Source organism: Streptomyces spinosus, assembly GCF_020400655.1.
GTDB classification, from domain to species: Bacteria; Actinomycetota; Actinomycetes; order Streptomycetales; family Streptomycetaceae; genus Streptomyces; species Streptomyces argyrophylli.
In genome coordinates this window covers 110,826-135,916 of the sequence record NZ_JAINRC010000012.1, presented here as the reverse complement: position 1 = coordinate 135,916, position 25,091 = coordinate 110,826, and the positions used below count along the sequence as shown (strand labels likewise).

Annotated in this window: 25 protein-coding genes; 14 read left to right on the top strand and 11 right to left on the bottom strand. The window is 73.3% G+C overall.

What is annotated here, in order from left to right; all coding sequences use genetic code 11:
• Positions 1–3: 3 nt before the first annotated feature.
• The 3 genes from LG395_RS23155 to LG395_RS23145 are packed head-to-tail and all read right to left on the bottom strand — an operon-like array spanning position 4 to position 2,756.
• Complete coding sequence (locus tag LG395_RS23155) at positions 4–1,122, bottom strand: CapA family protein (protein ID WP_225811076.1); 1,119 nt, start codon at positions 1,120–1,122, stop codon at positions 4–6.
• Between the two features lie 9 nt (positions 1,123–1,131).
• Positions 1,132–2,436 (bottom strand): phosphoribosyltransferase family protein, encoded by a 1,305-nt coding sequence (locus LG395_RS23150; protein ID WP_225811075.1) that lies wholly within the window; start codon positions 2,434–2,436, stop codon positions 1,132–1,134.
• Between the two features lie 11 nt (positions 2,437–2,447).
• Entirely contained in the window at positions 2,448–2,756 is a 309-nt protein-coding gene (locus LG395_RS23145) for a dsRBD fold-containing protein (RefSeq protein ID WP_171157866.1), read from the bottom strand.
• 172 nt (positions 2,757–2,928) lie between these two features.
• On the opposite strand from LG395_RS23145, the gene LG395_RS23140 reads away from it, so the two are divergent.
• Complete coding sequence (locus LG395_RS23140; RefSeq protein WP_225811074.1) at positions 2,929–3,306, top strand: YchJ family protein; 378 nt, start codon at positions 2,929–2,931, stop codon at positions 3,304–3,306.
• Between the two features lie 22 nt (positions 3,307–3,328).
• Here LG395_RS23140 and LG395_RS23135 read toward each other — a convergent pair whose 3' ends face one another.
• The gene (locus LG395_RS23135) at positions 3,329–4,030 is read right to left on the bottom strand and encodes a FadR/GntR family transcriptional regulator (protein ID WP_225811073.1); all 702 of its coding nucleotides are present in this window, start codon (positions 4,028–4,030) and stop codon (positions 3,329–3,331) included.
• A 139-nt stretch (positions 4,031–4,169) separates the two neighbouring features.
• Here LG395_RS23135 and LG395_RS23130 point away from each other — a divergent pair, with 139 nt between their 5' ends.
• The 4 genes from LG395_RS23130 to LG395_RS23115 are packed head-to-tail and all read left to right on the top strand — an operon-like array spanning position 4,170 to position 7,940.
• Positions 4,170–4,697, top strand: coding sequence for a gluconokinase (locus LG395_RS23130; RefSeq protein WP_086696628.1), 528 nt, complete (start codon positions 4,170–4,172; stop codon positions 4,695–4,697).
• A gap of 39 nt (positions 4,698–4,736) precedes the next feature.
• Positions 4,737–6,134, top strand: coding sequence for a GntP family permease (locus LG395_RS23125; protein ID WP_171157860.1), 1,398 nt, complete (start codon positions 4,737–4,739; stop codon positions 6,132–6,134).
• Positions 6,135–6,144: 10 nt separating this feature from the next.
• Complete coding sequence (locus tag LG395_RS23120; protein ID WP_225811072.1) at positions 6,145–6,906, top strand: SDR family oxidoreductase; 762 nt, start codon at positions 6,145–6,147, stop codon at positions 6,904–6,906.
• 14 nt (positions 6,907–6,920) lie between these two features.
• On the top strand, positions 6,921–7,940 hold the full coding sequence (locus LG395_RS23115; protein WP_225811071.1) for an L-idonate 5-dehydrogenase: 1,020 nt from the start codon (positions 6,921–6,923) through the stop codon (positions 7,938–7,940).
• Positions 7,941–7,976: 36 nt separating this feature from the next.
• Here the strand turns inward: LG395_RS23115 and LG395_RS23110 are convergent, their stop codons facing one another.
• The 3 genes from LG395_RS23110 to LG395_RS23100 form a co-directional block, all read right to left on the bottom strand.
• Complete coding sequence (locus LG395_RS23110) at positions 7,977–8,603, bottom strand: cytochrome b/b6 domain-containing protein (protein WP_171157855.1); 627 nt, start codon at positions 8,601–8,603, stop codon at positions 7,977–7,979.
• Entirely contained in the window at positions 8,587–9,327 is a 741-nt protein-coding gene (locus LG395_RS23105) for a molybdopterin-dependent oxidoreductase (protein ID WP_225811070.1), read from the bottom strand. The genes LG395_RS23110 and LG395_RS23105 overlap by 17 nt, the downstream gene beginning before the upstream one ends.
• Positions 9,328–9,486: 159 nt before the next feature.
• Positions 9,487–10,461 carry an amino acid adenylation domain-containing protein gene (locus tag LG395_RS23100; RefSeq protein WP_171157851.1) on the bottom strand — a complete coding sequence of 325 codons (975 nt, stop codon included), beginning with the start codon at positions 10,459–10,461 and terminating at the stop codon, positions 9,487–9,489.
• A gap of 396 nt (positions 10,462–10,857) precedes the next feature.
• On the opposite strand from LG395_RS23100, the gene LG395_RS23095 reads away from it, so the two are divergent.
• The 7 genes from LG395_RS23095 to LG395_RS23065 all read left to right on the top strand — a co-directional run bounded on the left by LG395_RS23095 (position 10,858) and on the right by LG395_RS23065 (position 16,221).
• On the top strand, positions 10,858–11,754 hold the full coding sequence (locus LG395_RS23095) for a DMT family transporter (protein WP_171157850.1): 897 nt from the start codon (positions 10,858–10,860) through the stop codon (positions 11,752–11,754).
• A 260-nt stretch (positions 11,755–12,014) separates the two neighbouring features.
• Entirely contained in the window at positions 12,015–12,530 is a 516-nt protein-coding gene (locus LG395_RS23090) for an NUDIX domain-containing protein (protein WP_171157848.1), read from the top strand.
• Positions 12,531–12,551: 21 nt separating this feature from the next.
• Complete coding sequence (locus tag LG395_RS23085; protein ID WP_171157846.1) at positions 12,552–12,944, top strand: YidH family protein; 393 nt, start codon at positions 12,552–12,554, stop codon at positions 12,942–12,944.
• Entirely contained in the window at positions 12,941–13,267 is a 327-nt protein-coding gene (locus LG395_RS23080) for a DUF202 domain-containing protein (protein ID WP_225811069.1), read from the top strand. The genes LG395_RS23085 and LG395_RS23080 overlap by 4 nt, the downstream gene beginning before the upstream one ends.
• 243 nt (positions 13,268–13,510) lie before the next feature.
• On the top strand, positions 13,511–13,810 hold the full coding sequence (locus LG395_RS23075) for a hypothetical protein (protein ID WP_225811068.1): 300 nt from the start codon (positions 13,511–13,513) through the stop codon (positions 13,808–13,810).
• 168 nt (positions 13,811–13,978) lie between these two features.
• Positions 13,979–15,001 (top strand): phosphotransferase family protein, encoded by a 1,023-nt coding sequence (locus LG395_RS23070; RefSeq protein WP_225811067.1) that lies wholly within the window; start codon positions 13,979–13,981, stop codon positions 14,999–15,001.
• Positions 15,002–15,006: 5 nt separating this feature from the next.
• Entirely contained in the window at positions 15,007–16,221 is a 1,215-nt protein-coding gene (locus LG395_RS23065) for an acyl-CoA dehydrogenase family protein (RefSeq protein WP_171157839.1), read from the top strand.
• 80 nt (positions 16,222–16,301) lie between these two features.
• On the opposite strand, the gene LG395_RS23060 is transcribed toward LG395_RS23065, so the two are convergent.
• From LG395_RS23060 to LG395_RS23050, 3 genes are read right to left on the bottom strand one after another with little or no spacing between them, the layout of a single operon-like run.
• Complete coding sequence (locus LG395_RS23060) at positions 16,302–16,895, bottom strand: TetR/AcrR family transcriptional regulator (RefSeq protein WP_171157838.1); 594 nt, start codon at positions 16,893–16,895, stop codon at positions 16,302–16,304.
• Positions 16,896–16,930: 35 nt separating this feature from the next.
• Positions 16,931–18,583 carry a class I adenylate-forming enzyme family protein gene (locus LG395_RS23055; protein ID WP_225811066.1) on the bottom strand — a complete coding sequence of 551 codons (1,653 nt, stop codon included), beginning with the start codon at positions 18,581–18,583 and terminating at the stop codon, positions 16,931–16,933.
• Positions 18,580–19,353: an SDR family oxidoreductase gene (locus LG395_RS23050; protein ID WP_225811065.1), complete on the bottom strand. Its 774-nt coding sequence runs from the start codon at positions 19,351–19,353 to the stop codon at positions 18,580–18,582. Before LG395_RS23050 ends, LG395_RS23055 begins: the two co-directional genes overlap by 4 nt.
• A gap of 181 nt (positions 19,354–19,534) precedes the next feature.
• On the opposite strand from LG395_RS23050, the gene LG395_RS23045 reads away from it, so the two are divergent.
• Both LG395_RS23045 and LG395_RS23040 read left to right on the top strand, forming a co-directional pair.
• On the top strand, positions 19,535–20,758 hold the full coding sequence (locus LG395_RS23045; RefSeq protein ID WP_225811064.1) for an exo-beta-N-acetylmuramidase NamZ family protein: 1,224 nt from the start codon (positions 19,535–19,537) through the stop codon (positions 20,756–20,758).
• Positions 20,759–20,789: 31 nt separating this feature from the next.
• A complete protein-coding gene (locus tag LG395_RS23040; RefSeq protein WP_225811063.1) occupies positions 20,790–22,091 on the top strand; it encodes a serine-threonine protein kinase in 1,302 nt (433 codons plus the stop codon).
• An 18-nt stretch (positions 22,092–22,109) separates the two neighbouring features.
• Here LG395_RS23040 and LG395_RS23035 read toward each other — a convergent pair whose 3' ends face one another.
• Entirely contained in the window at positions 22,110–24,899 is a 2,790-nt protein-coding gene (locus tag LG395_RS23035) for a penicillin acylase family protein (protein ID WP_225811062.1), read from the bottom strand.
• Positions 24,900–25,091: the final 192 nt, after the last annotated feature.

Sequence of the window (25,091 nt, the reverse complement as noted above, 5' to 3'; positions counted from 1 at the left end):
GGCTCACCGCGACGCCCGTACCGTGAGCGTGCCGTCCTCGCCGTGCTCGACGCGGGTGCCGAGGGCGCGGGCGTGGTCGTCGAGGACCGTGCGCAGCCAGGCGGTGTCCTCGGCGCGGGCGTGCGCCAGACGCAGCCGGCGTGCCTGGAAGGGCACCATGCGCAGACCGGTGAGCCGGCCGGTACCGGGCTCGACCGAGACGAGGTGCAGCAGGCGCAGGTCGTCGCGGTAGCGCTCGTTGCCGCCGATGCCCTCGTAGTCGTCGACGAGGTCGCCGCAGCCGTACAGGACGAGCCGGTCCCGGTAGACCTCCGGTGGGCGCGGGTGGTGGGAGGAGTGTCCGTGGACGACGTCGACGCCGGCGTCGATCAGCGCGTGGGCGAAGCGGACCTCGTCGCGGGAGGCGCGGTAGCCCCAGTTGGGGCCCCAGTGGACGGAGGCGACGACGAGGTCGCCGGGGCGCCGGCCGGTGCGCCGCAGGCGGTCGGCGAAGTCCCTCGCGGCGGCGGGGGCCGGCGCGGTGACGAGGGCCACGCCGGGGCGTTCGGCGGTGGCGGCCCAGCTGTGCGGAATGCCGCTGGACGGCATGCCGAAGGCGAAGACCAGGACGCGTCCGCCCGGCCGCAGCGGGACGGTCGCCGGGCGCCAGGCGGCGTCCGCGTCCGGGCCCGCCCCGGCGGTGCGCAGTCCGGCGGCGGCGAGGGAGCGGAGGGTCTCCGCGAGGCCGCGGGGCCCGAAGTCGAGCACGTGGTTGTTGGCGAGGACGCAGACGTCGGGCCGGACCGCGGTGAGGCAGGGCAGGTTGGCCGGGTGCATCCGGTAGTGGACGGCCTTGCCGGGCGCGAAGTCGCCGTCCCGGGTGACGGCGGTCTCCAGGTTGACCACGCGTACGTCCGGGGCGGCACGTTCCAGGAAGGGCAGCGCCTCGCCCCAGGGCCATGCGGGGTCCACGGGCCGGGGTACGGGGCCGTTCGCGGCCTCCGCCAGGGCGACGTAGTCGCGGGCGTCGCGCAGGTAGTCCTCGCGCAGGGCCGGGTCGCCGGGGTGCGGGAGGATCTGGTCGACGCCCCGGCCGAGCATGACGTCGCCGGCGAGGAACAGGGTGACGGCCTTCTCGCCCATGGCACGGCGCTACACGTGCGCGGGTGCCATGTGGTCCGTGAACCAGTCACGTGCCAGCTCGGTCACCCGTTCCAGTGTGCCGGGCTCCTCGAAGAGGTGGGTGGCGCCGGGGACCACCTCCAGCCGGTTCTCGCACCTGAGCTGTTCCCGCGCGTCCCGGTTGAGGGCGAGGACCTGCTGGTCGGCGCCGCCGACGACGAGCAGAGTGGGTGCGGTCACCGCGGCCAGCCGGGGTCCGGCGAGGTCGGGCCGGCCGCCCCGGGAGACGACGGCGGCGGGCCGCGCGTCGGGGTCGGCGGCGGCCCACAGGGCGGCGGCGGCGCCGGTGCTGGCGCCGAAGAAGCCGACGGCGAGGCCCTCGGTGCCGGGTTCCTCGCGCAGCCAGCGGGTGGCGTCCAGCAGCCGTCCGGCCAGCAGGGCGATGTCGAACACGTTGCCCCGGTCGGCCTCCTCGGCGTCGGTGAGCAGGTCGAACAGCAGGGTGCCGAGGCCGGCCCGGTGCAGTCCCTCGGCCACGAACCGGTTGCGCGGGCTGTGCCGGCTGCTGCCGCTGCCGTGCGCGAAGGCCACGACCCCGGTGACGTCCTCGGGCACGGTGAGCCGTCCGCCCAGCCGGACGCCGCCGGCGGTCACCGTCACCTCCCGGTCGGTGGAGGCGGCGCCCGCGGTGTGCCGGTGGCGGTCGGCGGCCCGGCGCAGACAGGCGGTGACCTCCTCGTCGCCGACCTGGGCGAAGTCGGCGTAGAACTGGCCGACCGCGGCGAAGTGCCACGGGGTGTCGAGGCAGACCAGTTCGTCGGCGTCCCCGCCGAGGCGCCGGGCGAAGTCCCGCGGGGCCACGGGGACGGCCAGCACGATGCGTGCGGCGCCCCGGGCGCGGACGGTCCGGCAGGCGGCCCGCGCGGTGGAGCCGGTGGCCACGCCGTCGTCCACCACGACGGCGGTCCGGCCGGCGACGGAGACGGCGGGTGCGGCGCCGCGGTAGCGCGCGGCCCGTTGCCCCAGCACCCGGCGCTCGCGTTCCTCGACCCGGGCGAGGTCCTCGGCGGAGACACCGGTGCCGCGCAGCACCTCCTGGTTGATCACGCGGACGCCGTCCTCGCCGATCGCCCCCATGCCCAGCTCGGGCTGGTACGGCACGCCCAGTTTCCGCACCAGGCAGACGTCCAGGGGCGCGTCGAGCGCCGCGGCGACCTCGGCGGCGACCGGCACCCCTCCCCGTGGCAGTCCGAGCACCACGACGTCCTGGCCCCTGAGGTACTCCAGGCGTGCGCCCAGTCTGCGTCCCGCTTCGAGACGGTTCGTGAAGTGCACGGCGGGCTCCTTCACTCCCGTGGCTGCCACAGCGGCGCCGGGGCCTCGGTGTCGGCGGCTCCGGTCGCCTTCATGTCGCCGTCGGCGGCGCGCAGCAGCAGGCGGCCCATGGCGATGAGCGCACGCCCGGCGGCGAGTTCGTCGCCGATCTCCGGCATCGCCCGGTCGTAGGGGTTGCGGCGGGCCTCCGCGTGGCTCTCCAGGACGTTGTCGCCGGTGTCGAGGATGATCCGGGCCGTGGTGTCCGGATCGTGCTCGGACAGGTACAGGTTCAGCCGCCATTCCTTGACGGCGGGACGGCTGTTCATGGCTCCGGTCATCGTCCGCCACCTCGCTCCGCGGACCGTGCCGCTACGGGCCGCCGGCCGTGCGCCGGTCCATCGTGGCTGGTCGCGCTGGTTCCCGCGCCCGTGAGGGCGCTCCAGTCCGGCACTTCCACTGTGCACCCGACCCGCTGCGGACGCCTCCCCTGCCGGGGGCAGAATGTGGGCCATGACCTCGCGCACCTGCCCCTGCGGGCTCCCCCGGTCCTACGACGCCTGCTGTGGCCGCTTCCACACCGGCGCGGCGGCCGCGCCGACGGCCGAGCTGCTGATGCGCTCGCGGTACAGCGCGTTCGTGAAGGGGGACGCGGGGTATCTGCTGCGGACCTGGCATCCGCGGACCCGGCCCGCGCGGCTCGACCTCGACCCGCGGGTGCGGTGGACGGGGCTGGAGGTCCTGGACACCGCCGACGGGTCCGCCTTCCACGGCACCGGCACGGTGACGTTCCGGGCCTCCTACCGGGGCGGGTCGCTGCACGAGCGGAGCCGGTTCGAGCGGGTGGACGGGGCGTGGGTGTACGTGGACGGGGACTTCCCGGGCCAGTAGCCCGGCCGGGGCCCGTCGGACCCTAGGGCGCGAGGATGTCCAGTTCCTGCAGGGCGCCCACGGTGATCTGCCGGGTCAGCTCCTGCGCGCGGGGGGCGTCACCCGCGCGGACCGCCTCGGCCACCTGGACGTGCAGGGTGACGGCCGCCGGGTCGGGGTCCTCGAACATGACCTCGTGATGGGTGCGGCCGGCCAGCACCTCGGCGACGACGTCACCGAGGCGGGCGAACATCTCGTTGCCCGAGGCGGTCAGCACGACCCGGTGGAAGGCGATGTCGTGGACCAGGTACTTCTCCAGCTTGTGACCGCGTGAGTTGGCCACCATGCCGAGCGCGCACTCGGTGAGTTCGGCGCACTGCTCGGCCGTGGCGTGCTGCGCGGCGAGGCCGGCAGCGACGGGTTCGACCGCGGAGCGCAGCACGGTGAGGGAGCGCAGCTGGTGCGGCCGGTCGGCGCCCGCCAGACGCCAGCGGATGACCTGCGGGTCGTAGACGTTCCACTCGGCCCTGGGGCGGACGGTGACGCCCACCCGGCGGCGGGACTCGACCAGGTGCATGGACTCGAGCACGCGGACCGCCTCGCGCATCACGGAGCGCGACACCTCGAAGTGCTGGGCCAGCTCGTCGGTGCGCAGCACGCTGCCCGGCGGGTACTCGCCCGCTGTGATCGCGGGGCCGAGGGTGTCCAGTACATGGCCGTGCAGCCCCCGGCCCGGTGTGCTCATGCACTCAGCGTACGGCGTGGATCACAGCGACAAAAAGTCAGACTTATACGTCACAGACTCTTGAATTCGTCGTACCTAATGGGTTTCAGTGTGGCGACGCCGCAGTGGCGTCGATGTCGAGGAAGACAGCGAGGCAGTGATGCGAACCCCCCAGGTCGTCGTCGTGATGGGCGTCGCGGGGACGGGCAAGACCACGATCGGTCCCTTGCTCGCCGCGCGACTGGGCGTGCCGTACGCCGAGGGCGACGACTTCCACCCCCAGGCCAACATCGACAAGATGTCGGCCGGGATCCCGCTCGACGACGCCGACCGGTGGCCGTGGCTGGAGGCCATCGGGCACTGGGCGCACGGCCGGGCCGGACTGGGCGGGGTGGTCAGCAGCTCGGCGCTGAAGCGGTCGTACCGCGACCGGCTCCGGGCCGTGGCCCCCGGGGTCGTGTTCCTGCACCTGACGGGTGACCGGCAGCTGATCGAGGAGCGGATGTCGCAGCGTCAGGGGCACTTCATGCCCACCGCGCTGCTGGACTCCCAGTTCGCGACGCTCCAGCCGCTGGAGCCGGACGAGGCGGGAGTCGCCGTGGACGTCAGCGGCAGCCCCCAGGAGATCACCGAGCGCGCCGTACAGGCACTCGGCCTGCTTCCCGACACCGCGGGCAGCGCTCAGTAGCGCCCGTCAGAACACCCCCGTAACCGCAAGGGAACCCCCGTGACCAGACTCAGCGTCGAGATGCTGGCAGCGGACGCGCCTCCGCCGATCACCTCCGCAGGACACGCCCAGTTGGGCATAGCCGTCCTGGTGGGCATCGCCGTCATCGTCCTGCTCATCACCAAGTTCAAGCTCCATGCCTTCCTGGCGCTGACCATCGGGTCGCTGACGCTCGGGGCGGTCGCCGGGGCGCCCCTCGACAAGGCCATCACCAGTTTCACCACCGGACTCGGCTCCACCGTGGCCGGCGTCGGCGTCCTGATCGCGCTCGGGGCGATCCTGGGCAAGCTGCTCGCCGACTCCGGCGGCGCCGACGAGATCGTGGACACGATCCTCGCCAAGGCCGGCGGGCGCGCCATGCCCTGGGCGATGGTGCTGATCGCGTCCGTGATCGGCCTGCCCCTGTTCTTCGAGGTCGGCATCGTGCTGCTGATCCCGGTCGTGCTGATGGTCGCCAGGCGCGGCAACTACTCGCTGATGCGCATCGGCATCCCGGCGCTCGCCGGTCTGTCCGTGATGCACGGCCTGATCCCGCCGCACCCCGGCCCGCTGGTCGCCATCGACGCGGTCAAGGCCAACCTGGGCGTGACCCTGGCTCTCGGCATCGTGGTCGCCATCCCGACGGTGATCATCGCCGGTCCGCTGTTCTCGAAGGTCGCGGCCCGCTGGGTGGACGTGCCGGCGCCGGACCGGATGCTGCCGCAGCGCGCCTCGGAGGAGCTGGAGCGCCGTCCGGGCTTCGGCGCCACGCTCGCCACCGTGCTGCTGCCGGTGGTGCTGATGCTGGCCAAGGCGCTGGTGGACATCGTCGTCGACGACGCCACGGACACGACCCAGCGCGTCTTCGACGTCGTCGGCTCCCCGCTGATCGCGCTGCTCGCCGCCGTGATCGTCGGCTTCTTCACGCTGGGCCGGCCCGCCGGGTTCACCAGGGACCGGCTCCAGCAGACCGTCGAGAAGGGCCTGATGCCCATCGCCGGCATCCTGCTGATCGTGGGCGCGGGCGGCGGCTTCAAGCAGACGCTGATCGACTCGGGCGTGGGCCAGATGATCCTGGACATCTCCAAGGACTGGTCGATCCCGGCGCTGCTGCTGGCCTGGCTGATCGCGGTGGCGATCCGGCTGGCGACCGGTTCGGCGACGGTGGCGACGGTCTCGGCGGCCGGCCTGGTCGCGCCGCTCGCGGCCGACATGTCGACCACGCACGCGGCCCTGCTCGTCCTGGCCGTCGGCGCGGGCTCGCTGTTCTTCAGCCATGTCAACGACGCCGGTTTCTGGCTGGTGAAGGAGTACTTCGGGCTGAGCGTCGGGCAGACCGTGAAGACCTGGTCGGTGATGGAGACGATCATCTCGGTGGTCGCCGGCGGCCTGGTCCTGCTCCTCTCCCTGATCGTCTAGGGGCACGGCGATGACGGCTCACCCCCTCTTCGACATCAGCGGCCGTACGGCCCTGGTCACCGGGTCCAGCCGGGGCATCGGTCTCGCGCTGGCCCGGGGCCTGGCCGAGGCCGGGTGCACGGTGGTCCTCAACGGGCGCGACGCCGGCCGGCTGGCCGAAGCCGCCGCGGACCTCCCCGGCGAGGTGCGCACGGCGGTGTTCGACGTGACGGACGGTCCGGCCGTTGCCGCCGGGATCGCGGACGTCGAGGAGCGGGTGGGCCCGCTCGACATCCTGGTCAACAACGCGGGCATGCAACTGCGCGCCCCGCTGCTGGAGTTCGCGGACGCCGACTGGCACCGCATCCTGGACACCAACCTCACCAGCGCCTTCCTCGTCGGCCGGGAGGCCGCCCGGCGGATGACGGCCCGCGGCCACGGCAAGATCGTCAACATCTGCTCGCTGCAGAGCGAGGTCGTCCGGCCGGGCATCGCGCCGTACGCGGCGACCAAGGGAGCGCTGAAGATGCTCACCAAGGGCATGTGCGCCGACTGGGGGCCGTACGGCGTCCAGGTCAACGGCCTCGGCCCCGGCTACATCGAGACCGAGCTGACCCGGCCCCTGGTCCAGGACGAGGAGTTCGGCGCGTGGGTGCGCCGCCGCACCCCGGCCGGGCGCTGGGGCCGTACCGAGGACCTGGTGGGCGGGCTGCTCTTCCTGGCCTCGCCCGCGGCGGACTTCGTCGGCGGTCAGGTGCTGTACGTCGACGGCGGCATGACGAGCGTGCTGTGAAAGGGGCGGCGGGCGTGCTGGGGTGTGTGATCCACGGGGCGGGTGAGCTGCGGGTGGAGGAGCTGCCGCCCCCTCGGCCCGCGCCCGGCGAGGCGCTGGTGGCGGTCCGGTACGGCGGAGTGTGCGGGTCCGACCTGCACTACTGGCGGCACGGCGGGGTCGGGGACTTCCTGCTCCGCGAGCCCATGGTGCTCGGGCACGAGGTGGCCGGCACGGTCGTGTCCTACGGCCCCGGGGCCACCGGCCCCGCCCCGGGTACGGCCGTCGCCGTGCACCCGGCCACGCCGTGCGGGACGTGCCCGGAGTGCGCCGACGGGCGGGCGAACGTGTGCCGCGACACGCGCTATCTGGGCAGTGCGGCGCGCTTTCCGCACGTGCAGGGCGGGTTCGCGCAGCAAGTGGCCGTCCCGGCGGGCCAGTTGAGGGCGCTGCCGGACGGGCTCGGGCTGCGCCGGGCCGTGCTGGCCGAGCCGCTGTCGGTGGCGCTGCACGCGGTGCGGCGGGCCGGGGAGGTGACCGGACGGCACGTCCTGGTCACCGGGGCCGGGCCGATCGGGTGCCTGGTCGTCGCGGCGGCGAAGGCGGCGGGCGCGGCACGGGTGACGGTGACCGACCTGGTGCCCGAGGCGCTGGGGTACGCGGCCGTCGCCGGAGCCGACACGCTGGTGCGGGCCGACGATCCGGACGATCCCGGGTGGCCGGCGGAGGTGGACGTGGCCGTGGAGGCGTCCGGGGTGGGCGCCGGTCTGGACACCTGTCTGCGGCGGGTGCGGCGCGGAGGCGTGGTCGTCCAGCTCGGGATGCTGCCGACCGGGCGGACGCCGTTCGCCGGGAACCTGGTGGTGAGCCGCGAGATCGAACTGCGGGGCGCGTTCCGGTTCGACGCCGAGTTCGACGTCGCGCTCGAACTACTGGCGGCCCGTGGGGAGTTCGACGGCCTGGTCAGCGCTGTGGTTCCGGTGCGGGAGGCCGGGTCCGCGTTCGCGCTGGCCGCTGACCGGGAGCGGTCCTGCAAGGTGCTGCTGGAGTTCTGAGGGCGCTCGGGGAAACGAGCGGCCGGTGTCGCGGCGTCACGGGCGCCACAGGGAGTGCTCCCTGCGCGCCCACTCCCCCGTCACCGTTCCCGTCCGCAGTCCCCGCCTGGCCTCCGGGTCCCCCAGGGCCATGCCGATGTGGCCGGCCAGGACGACGCCGATCGTCAGGGCCAGCCAGTCGTGGACGAAGGTCGCCGAGGTCCGCCACATCAGCGGCGTGAGACGGGTGAACCACATCATCAGACCGGTGCCGAGCATGACCAGCGTCGCGCCGGCGATCCAGGCGGCGTAGACCTTCTGGCCGGCGTTGAACTTTCCCGCGGGACGCGATGCGGGGCGTCGGTCGCGGCGCAGCGCGGCGCGCAGCCAGACCCGGTCGTGCGGGCCGAAGCGGTTGAGGAAGCGCAGGTCGGCGCGGAAGGCGCGGGAAGCCAGGCCCAGCAGGACCGGCGCCGGCAGCGCGAGCCCCGCGCACTCGTGCACCCGGACGACCAGTTCCCGGCGGCCGACCAGGACCGCCAGCTGGGGGACGTAGAGGAAGGCCGCGGTCACCACGCACACGCCCATCAGCGCGGCCGTCGCGCGGTGCACCCAGCGTTCGGCGCGGGTGAAGCGGTGGACGCGGGCGCTCGGCGGGGCCGGGGTCTCAGCTCGTAGGCTCATCGTCGCGTCCGTTCGAGCGGCCGACCCAGGCGTCGACGTCGTAGCCGAGGTTCTCCCAGTAGCCCGGCTTCACCCGGTCGGTGACGGTGATGCCGGAGAGCCACTTGGCGGACTTGTAGAAGTACATGGGGGCGACGTAGAGCCGGACCGGGCCGCCGTGGTCGTGGCCGATGTCCTTGTCCAGCATGCGCAGGGCGACCAGCACGTCCGCACGGCGCGCCTGGGCGAGGGTGAGGCTCTCGGTGTAGGTGCCGTCGAAGCAGGTGAAGCGGAGGGCCTTGGCGGAGGAGCGGACGCCCGCCGCGTCGAGCAGGTGGGACAGGCGTACGCCCTCGAAGGGGGTGCCGGGGACCCGCCAGCCGGTGACGCACTGGACGTCCTTGACCAGCCGGGTCTGTGGCAGGGCGCGCAGATCGTCGAGGGTGTAGCCGCGCGGGTGGTCGACCAGGCCGTCGATGGTGAGGCGGTAGTCCGCGGCGGTCCTGGGCGGCACGGAGGCGGCGACGGAGTAGTAGCGGAAGCCGCCGCCGTTGGGCAGCAGACCGGTCAGGCCGGTGGGGTCCTTGCCGGCGACGCCGCCGAGGAAGCCCTCGACGCCGCGTTGCAGCGCGGGTGCCGCGACCACGCCGAGCGCGCCCAGGCCGAGGGTGCCGAGGAAGACGCGGCGGCCGATGGGCCTGCCGTCCCGCTCGTGCGCCTGTTCCTCGGATCGTTCAGCGTTCACGTGTTCATTCGAGCACTCGGGGCCGCGCGGGGCCAGGCGTTCGGACCACTGGTCAGATTTCCGTAATCACTTCTTACGTGTCGTGCGTGCAGCGCTTCCCGTGCGCACCGGTTCTGGCGCGCGTCGCTTCTCGCGCCCGCGCGCCCGGGCCCCGGTGTCTCAGTGCCCGAGCGCGCGGGCGCGGGCCGTCCGGAAGGCCGCCAGGGGGTCGGGGTGCGCGTACGACCAGGGCGCCGGGGTGGCGTGTGCGCCGATGCGCTGGAAGAGGGCCGCCGCCTCGGCCGGGCGGCCTGCACAGGACAGGGCGAACGCGAGGTGGTTCAGGTCGACGTGGCGGCGCGGGTGCTCGTCGTGCTCCCACTCCAGCCACCAGTCGAAGCAGGCGCGCAGGATGCGCCGGGCGCGCGGGCCGGACCAGTGCCCGCGGGCGGCGGTGTCGGTGGCGGCGAGGCCGGTGGCGGCGAGGACCCGGTGGCGTTCGGCGTAGGCGACGACCGGCAGGACGGCCAGCGGGGAGTCGGCGGGGGCCTCGGCGGCGGCCAGTTCGGCGACGTCGTACACCTCGTGGGCCTCGGCACGGCCGCTCGCGGGGCGTTCGGCGAGGCGGGCGACCAGCAGGTGGTGGGCGTGGTGGTGCTCGGGGTGGCGGCGGCGCAGCCCGGCGAAGGCGGCGAGCACCTCGCGCTCAGGGCCCAGGGCGCGGGCGAGCAGCAGCCGGCCGAGCCAGGGGGTGGGGTCGTCGGGTGCCAGCGCGGCGGCCGTGTCGCACGCCTCGCGGGCCCGGCCGGGCGCCTCCCTGCCGCACACGGCGCGGTGCACCAGGGCCAGGGCGAGCAGGGTGGTGGCGTCGGCGGAGCCGGGTTCGGCGGTCAGCCAGTCGGTCGCCCAGGCGGCGGAACGGGCGTCCTGGGCGAGCACGGTGAGGCGGTGGCCGCGGCGGTCCCAGTCGTCGCCGGTGTGCACCAGCAGGGAGCGGGCGGCCTGCCGCCGGCCCTGGGCCAAGGAGGCCCGCGCGGTGCGCAGTTCCTCGTCGTCGAGGGCGGCGTCGAAGGCCACGGAAGCGTCCTCGGCGGTTTCGCCGGACGGTTCCGTGGGGGCCCGGCGAGCGCCGAGCAGGGGCGGGAGAGGGGGCACCGCGGGACTTCCTGTTTCTCGGGCTGCCATCGACCGATCACGCACAGCAAACCCCCAGGCAGGGGTTGCGTCAAGCGGAACGGCGATGATGCGAGCTTCAACTTCCTTGGGTGAAGCGGAACTTGATCGTCCCGGCGCAGGTGGGCCGGGTCGCGGCCACCCGGGTCCGGGAACGTTCCTGTGGCGTATGCCATCTCGTTTTCCGGGGCGTGCGCCCCGGCTTCTGTGGCGTAGGCCATGGCGCCGCGCGTCCCGCCCCCGGACCATGGCGAGTCAGACCCGGACCACGACGAGTCAATCGCCCGGTTCCGGGTACTTCCGGGGCAATGTCGTCCCGGGAGCGCTACAGTCGGCCACTACCGCCCGTGGTACGGCCGGATGATCGAGGTACACAGCGTGTCGGTTCTGGTTCTCCTTCTCGCCGTGAGCGCGGCCTGCTGCCTGGGCTTCGGGTTCGTGCTCCAGCAGAACGCGGCGCAGAAGGCACCGCTCAGCGACTTCCTCTCCTTCCGCCTGCTGATCGACCTCATGCGGATACCGCGCTGGCTGGGCGGCCTCGGGTTGATGGTGGCCGGCATGGTGCTGGGTGCGATCGCCCTCGGCAAGGGTGAGATCTCCCTGGTCGAGCCGCTGCTCGCGACCAACCTGCTGTTCGCCCTCGCCCTCTCCCGGCACCAGACCGGGCAACCCCTCGGGCGTCAGGGCTGGGCCGGGCTGCTGCTGCTCGCGGGCGGGGTGAGCGCGTTCATCGTCGCGGGCGAGCCGCGCGGCGGCACGGCGGTCACCGATCCGCTGCGGCACTGGCTGATCATCGGAGCGGTGGTGGGCGTGGCCCTGGTCCTGACGACGTACGCCAAGCGGTCCCGGCTGAGCTGGGGTCCGGTGCTGCTGGCCCTGGCGGCCGGACTGCTCTACGGCGTCCAGGACGCGCTGACCCGGGTGAGCGGGACCCGCTTCTCCGCCGGCGGCCTCACCGAGCTGTTCTCCGGCTGGCAGCCGTACGGGGTGGTGGCCTGCGGGGTCACCGGTCTCGTCCTGGTGCAGAGCGCGTTCGAGACCGCCCCGCTGCGCATGTCGCTGCCGGCGCTCACGGCGGCCGAGCCGCTGGCCGGCATCCTGTGCGGGGTGGGTTTCATGGGCGACCGGCTGCGCACCGACGTCGGCGCGCTGGCCGGGGAGGCGGCCGGACTCGCGGCGGTGGTGGCGGGCATCGTGCTGCTCGGCCTGCACCCGGCGATGCCGTGCGGCACGACGGAACAGGAACCGGACCCCCGAGACCTCCAACGCCGCTGAACCGACCCCGCCGGCCCCTGCCGCCTCCCGGGACCGGGGGCCCTGGCCGACCGGGGCAGCCGTCACGCCCGACCGGGGCGACCCCGCCCACGGCCGGGGGCGGCCCCACCCACGGCCGGGGGCAGCCCCACCCGGCCCCGTGACGGCCCGGCCCTCATCCAGACGGCCCCGCCCGCACAAGAGGCCCGCCAGATCGAGACGCCTCCGGCCAAGGCGACCCCGGCCGGTCGTGCCGGGCCCTTCCGTCGAGAATGACCGGCATGAATCCTGCTGACGAGATTCTCGACATCGTCGACGAGCACGACCGGGTCGTCGGTCGGTATCCGCGCGGCGAGGCCTATGCCCGCGGGCTGCGCCACCGTTGTGTCTTCATCGAGGCCCGGGACGCGGCCGGCCGGCTCTTCGTGCACCGGCGCACGGCGACCAAGCTGGTGTTCCCCTCCCTGTACGACCTGTTCGTCGGCGGGGTCGTCGGCGCGGGCGAGACCTACGACGAGGCGGCGCTGCGGGAGGCGGAGGAGGAACTGGGCGTGACCGGGCTGCCCCGGCCGGAGTTCCTCTTCAAGTTCCTCTACGACGACGGTGCCGGGAACAGCTGGTGGTCGGCGGTGTACGAGGTCCGCTGCGAGCTGCCGGTGCGGCCGCAGGCGGAGGAGGTCCAGTGGCACGCCTTCCTGCCCGAGGAGGAGGTCGCGCGGCGGCTCGGCGAGTGGGAGTGGGTGCCGGACGGGCTGGCGGCCTACGAGCGGCTGCGGGCGTTCCGGGCGGCCCGGTGACCGCCGGGTAGGGTCGGCCACGTGAGCGAATTCGTACGGAACATCCGGCTGTGGTTCGCGCCGGAGCGGTTGCGGGACGAGGGCGGGACCCCCGACTACCGGTTCTCGCTGGCCAACGAGCGCACGTTCCTCGCCTGGCTGCGCACCGCGCTGGCGCTGATCGGCGGCGGATTCGCGGTGGACCAGTTCCTCCCGGACCTGCGCCGGGCCTGGCGGGTCGGTCTCGCGCTGGCCCTGCTCGCGGCCGGCGTCCTGTGCGCCCTGCGCGCGGTGAACCACTGGGTGCGCTGCGAGCGTGCGATGCGCCGCGGCGAGGACCTGCCCGCGTCCCGCTTCCCCGTGCTGCTGAGCCTGGTCGTGGCGGTGGTGGCCGTCGCGATGGTGCTGGTGGTCCTGGTGGGGTGGGAAGGGTGAGTGCCGGGGAGGCGGGCGCCGGGCGGGATCCCGGGCTCCAGCCGGAGCGCACCCGGCTGGCCTGGCGGCGTACGACCCTGTCGGCCGCCGTGGCAGCCGTACTGGCCGTGCGGGCGGCGCTGCACGGCGGCGCCTCGGCCGGCGCGGTCGTCCTCGGCGCGCTGTGCTGCGGGCTGTTCCTGGCCTTCCTCCGGGTCGCCCACCTCCGCATCCACGCCCTGGCGGCCGGCACCCCACCGCCCGCCCTCGCCCCGCGCCGGGCGACGGCGGCGGTGCTGTGCGCGGTGGCGATGGCGGTGTGCGCGGCCGCACTGGTGCTCTAGGGCCCGGTCCGACGGGTGCTCCAGGGCCCGGTCCGACGCGACCGGTGGCGGCGGCCGGCGCACCCTCGGTGCCGCAGTGCCGCAGTGCCGCAGTGCCTCGGTGATCCGCGGTACGCCGGTCCCGAGGGGTACGCGGGCCCTACGGGGTACTCCGACGCCACATGACCGCAATGTCCCGGTACGCGGCTTTCGCGTGGCAGTCTTCCGGCGTCAGACACCCCGCACCCCTCGAAGGTGAGCACCATGACCACCGTCCACCAGGAACACGCCGAGCACGCGACGCACCATCACGGACCGGACTGCGGGCACGACGCCGTGCCGCACGGCGACCATGTCGACTACGTCCACGACGGCCATCTGCACCGGGAGCACCAGGGCCACTGGGACGAGTGCGAGCCGGCCGGACACGCCGTCCACGCGGGCCATGAGCACGTGCACCACGACGAGTGCGGGCACGCCCAGGTGCGGCACGGCGACCACGTGGACTACCTGCACGACGGGCACCGGCACGCCGAGCACGGGGACCACTGGGACGACCACTGACCCACCGGGGAGGAACGGCGACGGCTTCCGGGCGGCACGCCCGGGGGCCGTCGGCCTATCGTGGCTCCGGTCACGTTCCGCCCGATCTTCACCACGCGCACTGGACGGCATACCGACCGGTCGGCATCATGAGTCCAGGACTTGTTCGCCCGTTCGTAGGAGTGACGTATGAGCGCCGACCACCCGCCCGGTCTCGACCTGGACCGGCTGCGCGCCCTGCTCGACCGCGAGCGCCCCGGTCTGGTGAACGGCCACCTGACCGGACGGCTGATCGAGGGCGGACGCTCGAACCTCACCTACGCGCTCTCGGACGGCACCTCCGAGTGGGTCGTCCGCCGGCCGCCGCTCGGCCACGTGCTGGCCACCGCGCACGACATGAAGCGCGAGCACCGCGTGATCAGCGCGCTGCACCCGACCCGGGTGCCGGTCCCCCGCCCGCTGCTGCTGTGCGAGGACGAGGAGGTGCTCGGGGCGCCCTTCTACGTCATGGAGTTCGTGGCGGGCACGCCGTACCGCACCGCCGACCAGCTCGCCCCGCTCGGCGCGGAGCGCACCCGCAACGCGGTGCTGTCCCTGGTGGACACGCTGGTCGAACTGCACGCCGTGGACCCCGCCGAGGTGGGCCTCGCCGACTTCGGCCGCCCCGAGGGCTTCCTGGACCGCCAGCTGCGCCGCTGGGGCAAGCAGCTGGACGCCTCCCGCAACCGCGAGCTGGCGGGCATCGACGAGCTACACGCGGCTCTCGGCCGCCGGCTGCCCGCCTCCCCCGCCCCGGCGGTCGTCCACGGCGACTACCGCCTGGACAACGTCCTGATCGGGGAGGACGACACCATCAAGGCGATCCTCGACTGGGAGATGTCCACGCTCGGCGACCCGCTCACGGACCTGGGCCTGCTGGTGATGTACAGCCTGCCGCTCGGCATGCCCGACTCGCCCGTGTCCACGACCGCCGAGGCGCCGGGGCACCCCGACCCGCGGGAGCTGGTCGAGCGGTACGCCGCCCGCTCCGGCCGGGACGTCTCGGCCGTCTCCTGGTACACGGCGTTCGCCTGGTTCAAGCTCGCCGTGATCCTGGAGGGCATCCACTACCGGTACACGCTCGGCCAGACGGTCGGCCGCGGCTTCGACCGCATCGGCGACCTGGTGCCCGTCTTCATCGACCACGGACTCACGACCCTTCAGGAAGGCTGACCGGCATGGACTTCGCGTTCGACGCGCGCACCGAGGAGCTGCGCGGCAGGCTCCTCGCCTTCATGGACGAGCACGTGTACCCGGCCGAGGCGGTCGCCGAGGAGCAGCGGGCGCGGCTGGCCTCCCCCTGGGACACGCCGGCCGTGGTCGAGGAGCTGAAGGCCGAGGCCCGCAGGCAGGGTCTGTGGAACCTCTTCCTCCCGGACGCCGAGTACGGCGCCGGACTGACCAACCTCCAGTACGCGCCGCTCGCCGAGATCACCGGCCGTTCCCCGCACCTGGCGCCGACCGCGACCAACTGCGCCGCGCCCGACACCGGGAACATGGAGGTGCTGGCCCAGTTCGGCACCGAGGAGCAGCGGAAGCAGTGGCTGGAGCCGCTGCTGGCCGGTGAGATCCGCTCGGCGTTCGCGATGACCGAGCCGGAGGTGGCGTCCTCGGACGCCACCAACATCACCACGCACATCGAGCGGGACGGCGACGAGTACGTCGTCACGGGCCGCAAGTGGTACATCTCCGGGGCGATGAACCCGGACTGCGCGATCTTCATCGTGATGGGCAAGACGGACCCGGACGGGGCGGACATCCGCCGCCAGCAGTCCATGGTCCTGGTCCCGCGCGACACGCCGGGTGTCACCGTGAAGCGCGCGATGCGGGTCTTCGGCTACGAGGACCACTCGCACGGCGGCCACGCCGAGGTCGTCTTCGACCACGCGCGCGTGCCCGTGGCGAACCTCGTCGGCGAGGAGGGCGGCGGCTTCGCCATCGCGCAGGCCCGGCTCGGTCCCGGCCGCATCCACCACTGCATGCGGCTGATCGGGATGGCCGAGCGGGCGATCGAGCTGATGTGCCGGCGGGCCGTGACCCGTACGGCGTTCGGCAAGGCGCTGGCCCAGCAGGGGGTGGTCCAGAACTGGATCGCCGACGCCCGGGTCACCGTCGAGCAGCTGCGGCTGCTGGTGCTGAAGACGGCCTGGCTGATGGACACCGTCGGCAACAAGGGCGCCCACACGGAGATCCAGGCCATCAAGATCGCCACCCCGCGCGCGGTGGTCGGCATCCTGGACCGGGCGATCCAGCTGCACGGCGCGGGCGGGGTGAGCCAGGACTTCCCGCTGGCCGAGCTGTACGCGAGCGCCCGCACGCTGATGCTCGCCGACGGCCCGGACGAGGTCCACCAGCGGTCGCTGGCCCGCCGGGAGCTGAAGAAGTACCTCTGAGGCCGCCGGTGCCTCGCAGGCCCCCCGGCCCGCGAGGTCTCCGCTCCGGCCGCAGGGCCCCTCAGCCCCTGCGAGGTCCGCTACGGCCGCAGGGCCCGCAGCAGCAGGTCGGCCAGGTGGTCGGCCACCTCCTGCGGGCCCATCGGGCCGTCCGGCCGGTACCACGTCGACAGGTGGTGGACCGAGCCGAAGTGGTAGTCCACGACCAGGTCGGCCGGGGTCGCCGTGGAGAAGACGCCCGCCTTCTGGCCCTCCTCCACGAGCGCGCGGAAGCGCTCGTGGTAGCGCCGGCGCTCGGCGCGGACCTGCTTGTTCTTCTCCGGACTCAGGTGGTGCATGGACCGGAAGAAGATCATCGCGTCGTCGAGGTTGTCGATCGTGGTGACGACGACGTCCGCCGCCGCGTCCCTGAGCCGCTTCTCCACCGGCTCGTCGGCGTTCGCGAAGGTGTCCAGCCGCTCCTGCTGGAGACGCAGCACGCGCGCGTACACCTCGTGCAGCAGGTCGTCCTTGGAGCCGAAGTAGTGGTACAGCGCCCCCTTGGTGACACCGGCCGCCTCCACGATCTCCTGCACGGAGGTGCGGTCGTAGCCCTGCTCCGCGAAGAGCCGGGTGGCGGCGGCCAGCAGCCGCTGCGGGACGGGCGTCCCGTCTCCGTCCGTCGTCCTGGGCACTGCCGCCACCTGCCTTTCCGTGAGGTCACTCGCTGCTAGCGGGAACGCAGTTCCCGCCTGAGGATCTTCCCACTCGCCGTCTTGGGCAGGTCGGGCAGGATCTCCACCTGTCGCGGGTACTTGTAGGCGGCCAGTCTCTCCTTGCAGTACGCCGCGAGTTCGCCCGGGTCCGTCTCGGCCCCCGGACGGAGGCTGATATAGGCCTTGACGGTCTCGCCACGGTACCCGTCGGGGACGCCGACGACGGCCGCCTCACGCACCGCCGGGTGGGTGTAGAGGACGTCCTCCACCTCGCGCGGCCACACCTTGAAGCCGGACGCGTTGATCATGTCCTTCTTGCGGTCCACGACGTACAGCCAGCCCCGCTCGTCCATGAACCCGATGTCGCCGGTGCGCAGCTCGCCGTCCGGGAAGGTTTCGGCGGTGGCGTCCGGCCGCCGCCAGTAGCCGGGCACCACCTGCGGCCCGCGCACGACGATCTCGCCGTGCTGCCCGAAGGGCACCTCCGCGCCCTGCTCGTCCAGGATGCGCACGACCGTGTCGGCGCCGGGCAGGCCCACGGAGAGCGTCCCGGAGACCGGGTCCACGGGCGCCTGAAGGTGCGGTGGGACGGAGGCGCAGGGGGCGGTGCACTCGGTGAGGCCGTAGCCGACGCGGATGTACGGCCCGAAGCGCTCCCGGAACGCCTCCACCAGGGCCGGCGGCACGGGGGCGCCGCCCGACGACAGGTTCACGAACGAGGCGAAGTGCTCGCGGGTGGCGTCGGGGCGGGCGGCGAGCGCCATGTAGGCGGTGGAGGGGCCGACGGTGTAGTGCGGGCGGTGCTCGGCGAAGGCGTCCAGGACGACGCCGGGCTCGAAGCGGTAGGTGAGCACGAGGGTCCCGGCGCCGACCAGGCAGGCGCCGAACTGGCAGACCATGCCGGTGATGTGGAACAGCGGGGCGAGCGCGTAGTACACGGGTGCCTCGGGCAGGCCGAGCCCGGCGGCCTGCCGCTCGGCGTTGTGCATCACGTTCGCGTGCGTGTTGGTGGCGCCCTTCGGCGTGCCGCTGGTGCCCGAGGTGTAGCTGATCAGCGCGATGTCCTGCGGGCGCGGCGAGCGGCCCTCGGGGGCCCGGCCGCCCTGCCGGGCGACGGCCACCAGGTCGTCGGCGTCCTGGGCCCGGGGCAGTCGCTCGAAGCCCAGCACGCGCGGGTCGTCGCGGGTCTGGAAGTCCCGTTCGCAGGCGGTGAGCACGATCCGCACGGGCGAACCGGCGGCCGTCTGCCTCAGATACGCCTCCCAGGCCCGGTCGGAGCAGATCAGCGCGGCCACCTCGCCGTCCCGCAGGACGTGTGCCACCTCCCCGGACTTGTACATGGGGTTGACCGGGACGACGGTCGCGCCGGCCTTCCAGGCGCCGAGCACGGCGAGCACGAAGTGCGGGGAGTTCTGCAGCAGGACGGCCACCCGGTCGCCGCGCTCCAGGCCGCGCGCGGCGAGGTGGGCGGCGACGGCGTCGCTCAGCTCGTCGGCCTCCCGGTAGCTGATCCGGCCGTCGAAGTAGGCGAGGAAGGTGCGGTCGGGGGCCTGGGCGACGGCGTCGCGCAGGGCGTGCACGAGCGAGTCGGCGGGGTCCACCGGGGCGCGCTGGGCCTCGGTCAGCAGCGCCAGCCAGGGGCGGGCCGCGTACGGGGAGGCGGTCACCGGGCGGCCTCCCACTTCTGCTGGAGGTGGTTCATGTTCGTCAGCCAGCGGTCGGGCTCGCCGGCCCGCGCCTGGTAGAAACCGGCGACCTCGGGGTGCGGCAGGATCAGGAAGCGGTCCTCCGCGATGCCCTCGAACAGGGCGTCGGCGACGGCCTCCGGCGCGATCGCGGTCGGCTGGAGCACCAGGTCGCCCGCGCTGCCGGTGGCGGCGAGCATGTCGGTGCGGACGCCCTGCGGGCAGATGGCGTGGACCTTGATCCCCCGGTGCCGGTACGTCAGCGACAGCCACTCGGCGAAGGCGTAGGCGCCGTGCTTGGTGACGCTGTAGGAGGGCGCGCCGATCATGGTGAGCAGGCCGGCGGCGGAGACGGTGGAGACGAACCGCCCGCCGCCCCGCTCCAGCCAGTCGGGCAGCAGCGCGTGCGCGGCCCGGACGTGGGCCATCAGGTTCACGTCCCAGGAGGTGGCCCAGGTCTTCTCGTCCAGGGTGCCCGCGAGGTCGCCGTCCTCGAAGGCGACGCCCGCGTTGGCGCAGTAGACGTCCACCGTGCCGCCGAGCGCGTCGCGGGCGTCGGCGACGATCGCGGAGGCGTCACCGGGCACGGCGGTCCCGCCGATCTCCTCGGCCACCGCCTTCGCCCTCCCGGCGTCCAGGTCGTTCACCACGACCCGCGCCCCTTCCGCGGCGAACCGCCGGGCAAGCGCCGCCCCGATCCCGCCACCGGCTCCGGTGACGACCACTCCCGCATCCTGCACGGCTTCCACCATCGGTCTCCTTCGACACGGTGCGACTCGGCTCAGCGATCGCCAGACTAACCGGTCGGTATGTGTAAAAGAAAGGGTGACTGCACCAACCTCTAGGGGCGCGGGGCGTTGCCGGCATGCGGCTCCGCCGCGTGTGCGCGAGCAACCCGGACGGCCCGCACGTGCCCACTCACCGGAGGTCCCCATGCCCCTGTCCCGACGGACCCTTCTCGCCTCGGCGACGACAACGGCCCTGCCCGCCCCCGCGCCCGGACACCGTGCGCGTCTGCACACCGGCTTCGAGAGACTCGTAGCCGACGGCTACTCGGTCCTGGACGGCCGGCGCGTCGGCGTCGTCACCAATCCCACCGGCATCACCAGGGACGCCGAGCACATCGTCGACGTCGTGCACCGGGACCCGCGCGTCCGGCTGACGGCGGTCTTCGGCCCCGAGCACGGCTTCCGGGGCACCGCGCAGGCGGGCGGCTCCGAGGGCCGCTACGACGACCCGGCGACCGGCCTGCCGGTGTACGACACGTACCTGAAGAGCGGCCGTCCGCTCGCCGACGTCTTCACCGCCTCCGGCGTCGACACCGTCGTCTTCGACATCCAGGACGTGGGCGCCCGCTTCTACACGTACATCTGGACGCTCTACGACTGCATGGAGGCGGCCCAGCTCGCCGGCAAGCGGTTCGTCGTGCTGGACCGCCCGAACCCGGTGACCGGACGCGAGGCGCTGGGCCCGGTGCTGCACAAGGAGTTCGCCACCTTCGTCGGCCGGCAGCCGATCGCGCAGGCGCACGGGATGACCGTCGCGGAACTGGCCCGCCTGTTCAACGGCGAGTTCCTGGCCACGCCCGTCCCGCTGGAGACCGTCCGCATGTCGGGCTGGAAGCGCTCCGGCTTCTACGACACCTCCGGGCTGCCCTGGGTGCCGCCGAGCCCCAACATGCCCACGCCGGACACCGCGTTGGTGTACTCCGGGACCTGTCTGTTCGAGGGCACCAACCTCTCGGAGGGGCGCGGCACGACCCGGCCCTTCGAACTCCTCGGCGCCGAGGGCCTCGACGGCCGCTGGGCCGCCGCCGCGAACGAGGAGGGCCTGCCGGGTGTGCGGTTCCGGGAGGCGTACTTCGCGCCCACGTTCTCCAAGTTCCAGGGCAGGACGGTCGGCGGGGTGCAGGTCCACGTCACCGACCGGGCCGCCTACGACCCCGTACGCACCGGGATCGCGCTGCTGGTCACCGCCAGGAAGGCGTGGAGCGGCTTCGCCTGGCGGCCCGACGACTGGATCGACAAGCTCACCGGTTCCGCCCGGGTCCGCACGATGATCGACGCGGGCGCCGGCACCGACGAGGTGACGGGCGCCTGGCAGGAGGAGCTGACCGCGTTCCGGCGGGTCCGGAAGGGGTATCTCCTGTACACGTAGCGCTCCTCCTCCGGGAGCTAGGGGGTCTGGCATGGCGGAGCCCGGGATGAGTGTGAGTCCCTACTGGGAGCTGACCTTCGACGCGGACGGGGACGTGGACGGCCCCGAACGCGACCGCCTGCTGACGCAGGTCACGGACCTCGGCGTCCGTGACCTGGTCGTCTTCTCGCACGGCTGGAACAACGACCGCTCGGGCGCGACGGCGTTGTACCGCCGTTTCCTCGCGCCGTTCCCGGCGCTGGCCCCGGGGGCCCGGCTGGGGTACGTCGGCGTGATCTGGCCGTCGATGCGGTTCAGCGACGAGCCGATCCCGGACCTCCCGAGGTCCGTGGCGGCCGAAGAGGCGGAGGCGGCGCCGCGCCCGGCGCTGGACAAGGACACCCGGCGTGCCCTGCTTCAGGCGTTCCCGAACCGGACGACCGTGCTGGACCGGCTGGCCCGGATGCTGGACGAACGGCCGGGCGGCGCCCGGGGGCTGGCCGAGTTCGGCGGGCTGGTGCGGCTGCTGCTGGACGACGACGGGCAGGGGGTGGCGGCCGACACGGACGAGGACGGCGAACCGGCCGTGTCCGGCGACGATCCGGTGACCGTGTGCCGGCGGTTCGCCGAGGCCCTGGCCGCGCTCGACGCGTCCGGCGACGCGCCCCGGTTCGCCCTTCCGAACCCCTGGGACGGCGCGAAGGAACTGCTGCGGCAGGCGACCTACCTCCAGATGAAACGGCGGGCCGGGACGGTCGGCGAGCGGGGACTCGGCCCGCTGCTGGGGCGGTTGGCAAAGGCGGCGCCCGGGGTGCGCGTGCATCTGGTCGGGCACAGCTTCGGCGGCCGGCTGGTGGCGTTCGCGCTGCGCGGGCTGCCCGCGGAAGTCACCGCGGTGAAGTCGGTGACCCTGCTCCAGGGCGCCTTCTCGCACTACGCGTTCGCGGCCCGGCTGCCGCACGCCCCGGACCGGTCGGGCGCGCTCAAGGACCTCCAGCGGCGCGTCGACGGCCCGCTGGTGTGCTGCCACTCGCGCTTCGACGCGGCCCTCGGCACGTTCTACCCGCTGGCCTCGCGGCTGACCGGGGACGACCGGGCCTGCGCGGGCAGCGAGATCGCGGCGGTGCTCGGGCCCCGGTGGGGTGCCATGGGCCACGACGGGACGCAGGCGGTGCCGGGCACCGTGCGGCTGGACCTGGCGGCGGCTCTCGGCGGCCGGCTGCCCGCGTCGGGGTGCGTGAACGTGGACGCGGCGGCCGTGGTCCGGCGCGGGGGCGCGCCGTCCGGGGCGCACAGCGACATCGTGCACCCCGAACTGGCGCGGGTGGTGCTGGCGGCGGGCCGTATCGCCTGACCCGCCGCCCGTGGCGGCTCAGCGGTGCGAGGTGTACTCCACGACCTGCTGGAAGGTCGGCCGGTTCTGCCAGCTGATCCTGCCGTGCTTGATGCCGCCCAGCGTGCGCTGGACGATCGAGTCGGCGCACCACTGGTCGCCCGCCGAGCACTGGTCGTCGCCCGGGTAGACCTGGGCGGCGGTCAGGCCGGCGGCCTGCTTCAGGGTGCTGATCAGGGTGTCCCGGCAGGCGGTGAGGCTGCCGCCGCCGCAGTACGTCCGGGCCAGACCGCCCCGCACGGGCTCCCCGAGCACCGCCCGGATGTCCTTGTCGACGTAGGACCACCAGCCGTACTGGAAGGAGCTGCCGGCGTGCGAGCCGGTCGGGCCGTGACCGGCCGACGGTGCCTCGTCGACCGGCAGGTTGGCGGTGACCGCGGTGTAGAGGTCGCTGCCGAGGCCGGGTTCGAACTCGGCCTTGACCAGCAGCGGCCACCAGGCGTCCAGGACGCGGATCGCGTCGGCGTCGGCGTACTTCCTGGAACCGGCCGACGTCTCGGTGCGCTTGGCGCCGGCGGTCACCCACGCCTGGAGCTTGCTCACCGCCGCGGCGGCCGTGGAGTCGGTCACCGGCGAGGAGGTGACCACCTTGAGCAGCTTGGGCAGCACGTCCTCGGCGCGCAGGTCGGCGAGGCCCGCGTCCGCCATGGCCTGCACCAGCTTGGCCCGCGTGACCCCGCCGGCCGCGACCAGCTTCTTCACCCGGTCGTCCAGCAGGTTGCCGCGGTGCACGGAGCCCTCGCCCCAGGGCGCGGCCGTGTACTCCTCGGCCTGCTTGTTGTTCCAGGAGACGTAGTAGTCCTGGTCGACGGAGTTGGGGTGCGCGGAGGGCGGGGTGTAGTCGGCGGTGTTGGTGGCCGGGTCCCAGTTCCGCCACTCGTAGGCCGGCTGCGCCCACACCGGGAACTCGCTGTCGACACCGCTCGCGCGGACGGGGTTGTCACCGCTGTTGTAGTAGGCGGTGTGCTGGGAGTCGGCGTAGAACCAGTTGAAGGTGAAGTTGATGTGCTGCGCCGCGCTCTGGAAGTCCTGCGGCCCCTTGACGTAGTCGGGGTCGTTGAGCATCTGGAAGCCGATGATGGAGTCGGCCTCGTGCAGGTAGGAGGAGCGCAGGGCGGTGTAGGCGACCTTCTTGCCGCCGACGGTGGCGCGGTACTCCACGGGACCGTACGCGGTCCGCCAGGCGCGCATGGTGTACGACCCGGCGGCGGTGCCGTCGGCGGTGGTCGGCTTCCAGGCGTTCTTCTGCTCGATCTTCTCCATGGCCGTGCAGGTGCCGTGGTACAGGTAGTGGTAGTCGTCCTGGCACAGCTCGACCGCGTAGGTGTCGATGATGTCCTGGCCGGAGGTGGTGGCGCTCCAGGAGTAGTCCTGGCCGCGGCCGAGTTCGACGTACATGCTCAGGCCCGCGAAGGAGGCCCCGCGGGCGCTGATGCCGGGGCCCTGGATCTCCTGGAGCATGAGCAGCTGCGGGGCGAAGTAGCCGGTCTGCGGTCCGAAGACGGCGATGGGGTGTCCGCTGGCGGTGTACTTGCCGCTGACCACGAGCGCGTTGGACATGCCGCGCCGGGCGGAGCCGAGGACGGTCTTCGCCGCAGAGGCCGAGGTGCCGGTGGCGGCGGCGGTGGCCGCGCTGCCGGTACGGTCGTAGACCAGCGGTTCCCGGGTCACCGAGCCGGCGTCCGGCAGGGCCTCGCCCCGGGCGTCGGCGGGCTTGGCGCCGTAGGGGAAGCTCTGGCCGTCGTGGAGGGTGAGGACGGCCTCGGGGTCGTTGCGTTCGCGGAAGGACTCCCAGACCCTGGTGCCCTCCTCGACGCCGTACTTGGCCTGGGCGGCCAGCAGGGAGAGCGCGTTGTCGACCTCGCCGCCGCCGCCGGAGCCGAACAGCGAGCCGATGACGGAGGCGAGCGCCACGAGGTCGGTGACCTTGAAGTGCTCTATGGTGCCGGCGTTGGTGATCGAGTCCTTGTGGCCGGTCAGGACGTACTCGCCGGGGAAGTAACGGCCGCTGTCCGAGGCGTCGATGTAGGCGTTGATGCCGTCGAGGTAGGCCTTGACGTCGGCGAGGGCCTGCTGGCCGCGGGCGCCGTTCTTGGCGACCGCGTTGTCGATCTGCGCCTGGAGGTCGGCCTCGGTGTAGGGCGCGTTGCGGTAGAACTGCTGCTCCAGGCCCTGGTTGGCGGGTGCGCCGCCGGCGAAGGAGGTCAGCTGGCCGCGGCCCACGTGCCGGAAGACGTCCATGAGCCACAGCCGGTCCTGGGCCGCCGCGTACCCGGCGCCGAACTCGGTGCCGTAGCGGGTGGTGCCCGTGATGTGCGGCACACCGGTCTTCTTGTCGCGGACGATGGTCACGTCACCGCGGCCGGCCGGCTTCTCGGTGGAGGCGACCTGGTCGGCGGGGACGCCGAACGAGGCGTCGTTGAAGAAGGTGTTGACCGTGGTGTCGGTCAGGCTCTTGTAGCCGGTGGCCAGGTTGGCGTACGGGCCGAGCTGGTCCTCGGCGTGTGCGGGCTGGGTGCCGAAGGCCTGGTTGAGCAGGATCTGGGCGAGCGTCGCGTTGCCGTTCTCACCGGGCGGCAGGATGTCCGAACACCGGCCGCCGCAGTAGTCGTTGGCGGCCGTGGCGTCGGTCGCCGCCACCGCCGTCCGGGTGAGGGGGGACAGAAGACCGGCGACGAGGACGCATACGGACGCGGTCTTCAGGAACCCGGGAAGTCGGCGGGACGTTCTCAGTCTGTCAAGGGCGGTACGTGGGGTTCGCCGTGGCATGGCAGCTCCTAGCGACAGAGGTGGCCGAACGTTACCGCCGGTATCCCCAGCTTTAAAGATGAACATGCGTCACTTTCTGGAGTCTGGAGACAGATCCCGAGAAGAGATGGAGCCGAATCGCCTGTCGATACGTCTATTCGACGACGTCCGTGCGACGACGCCGAAGTGACCGGAGTACAGGTGCAGGTGTGA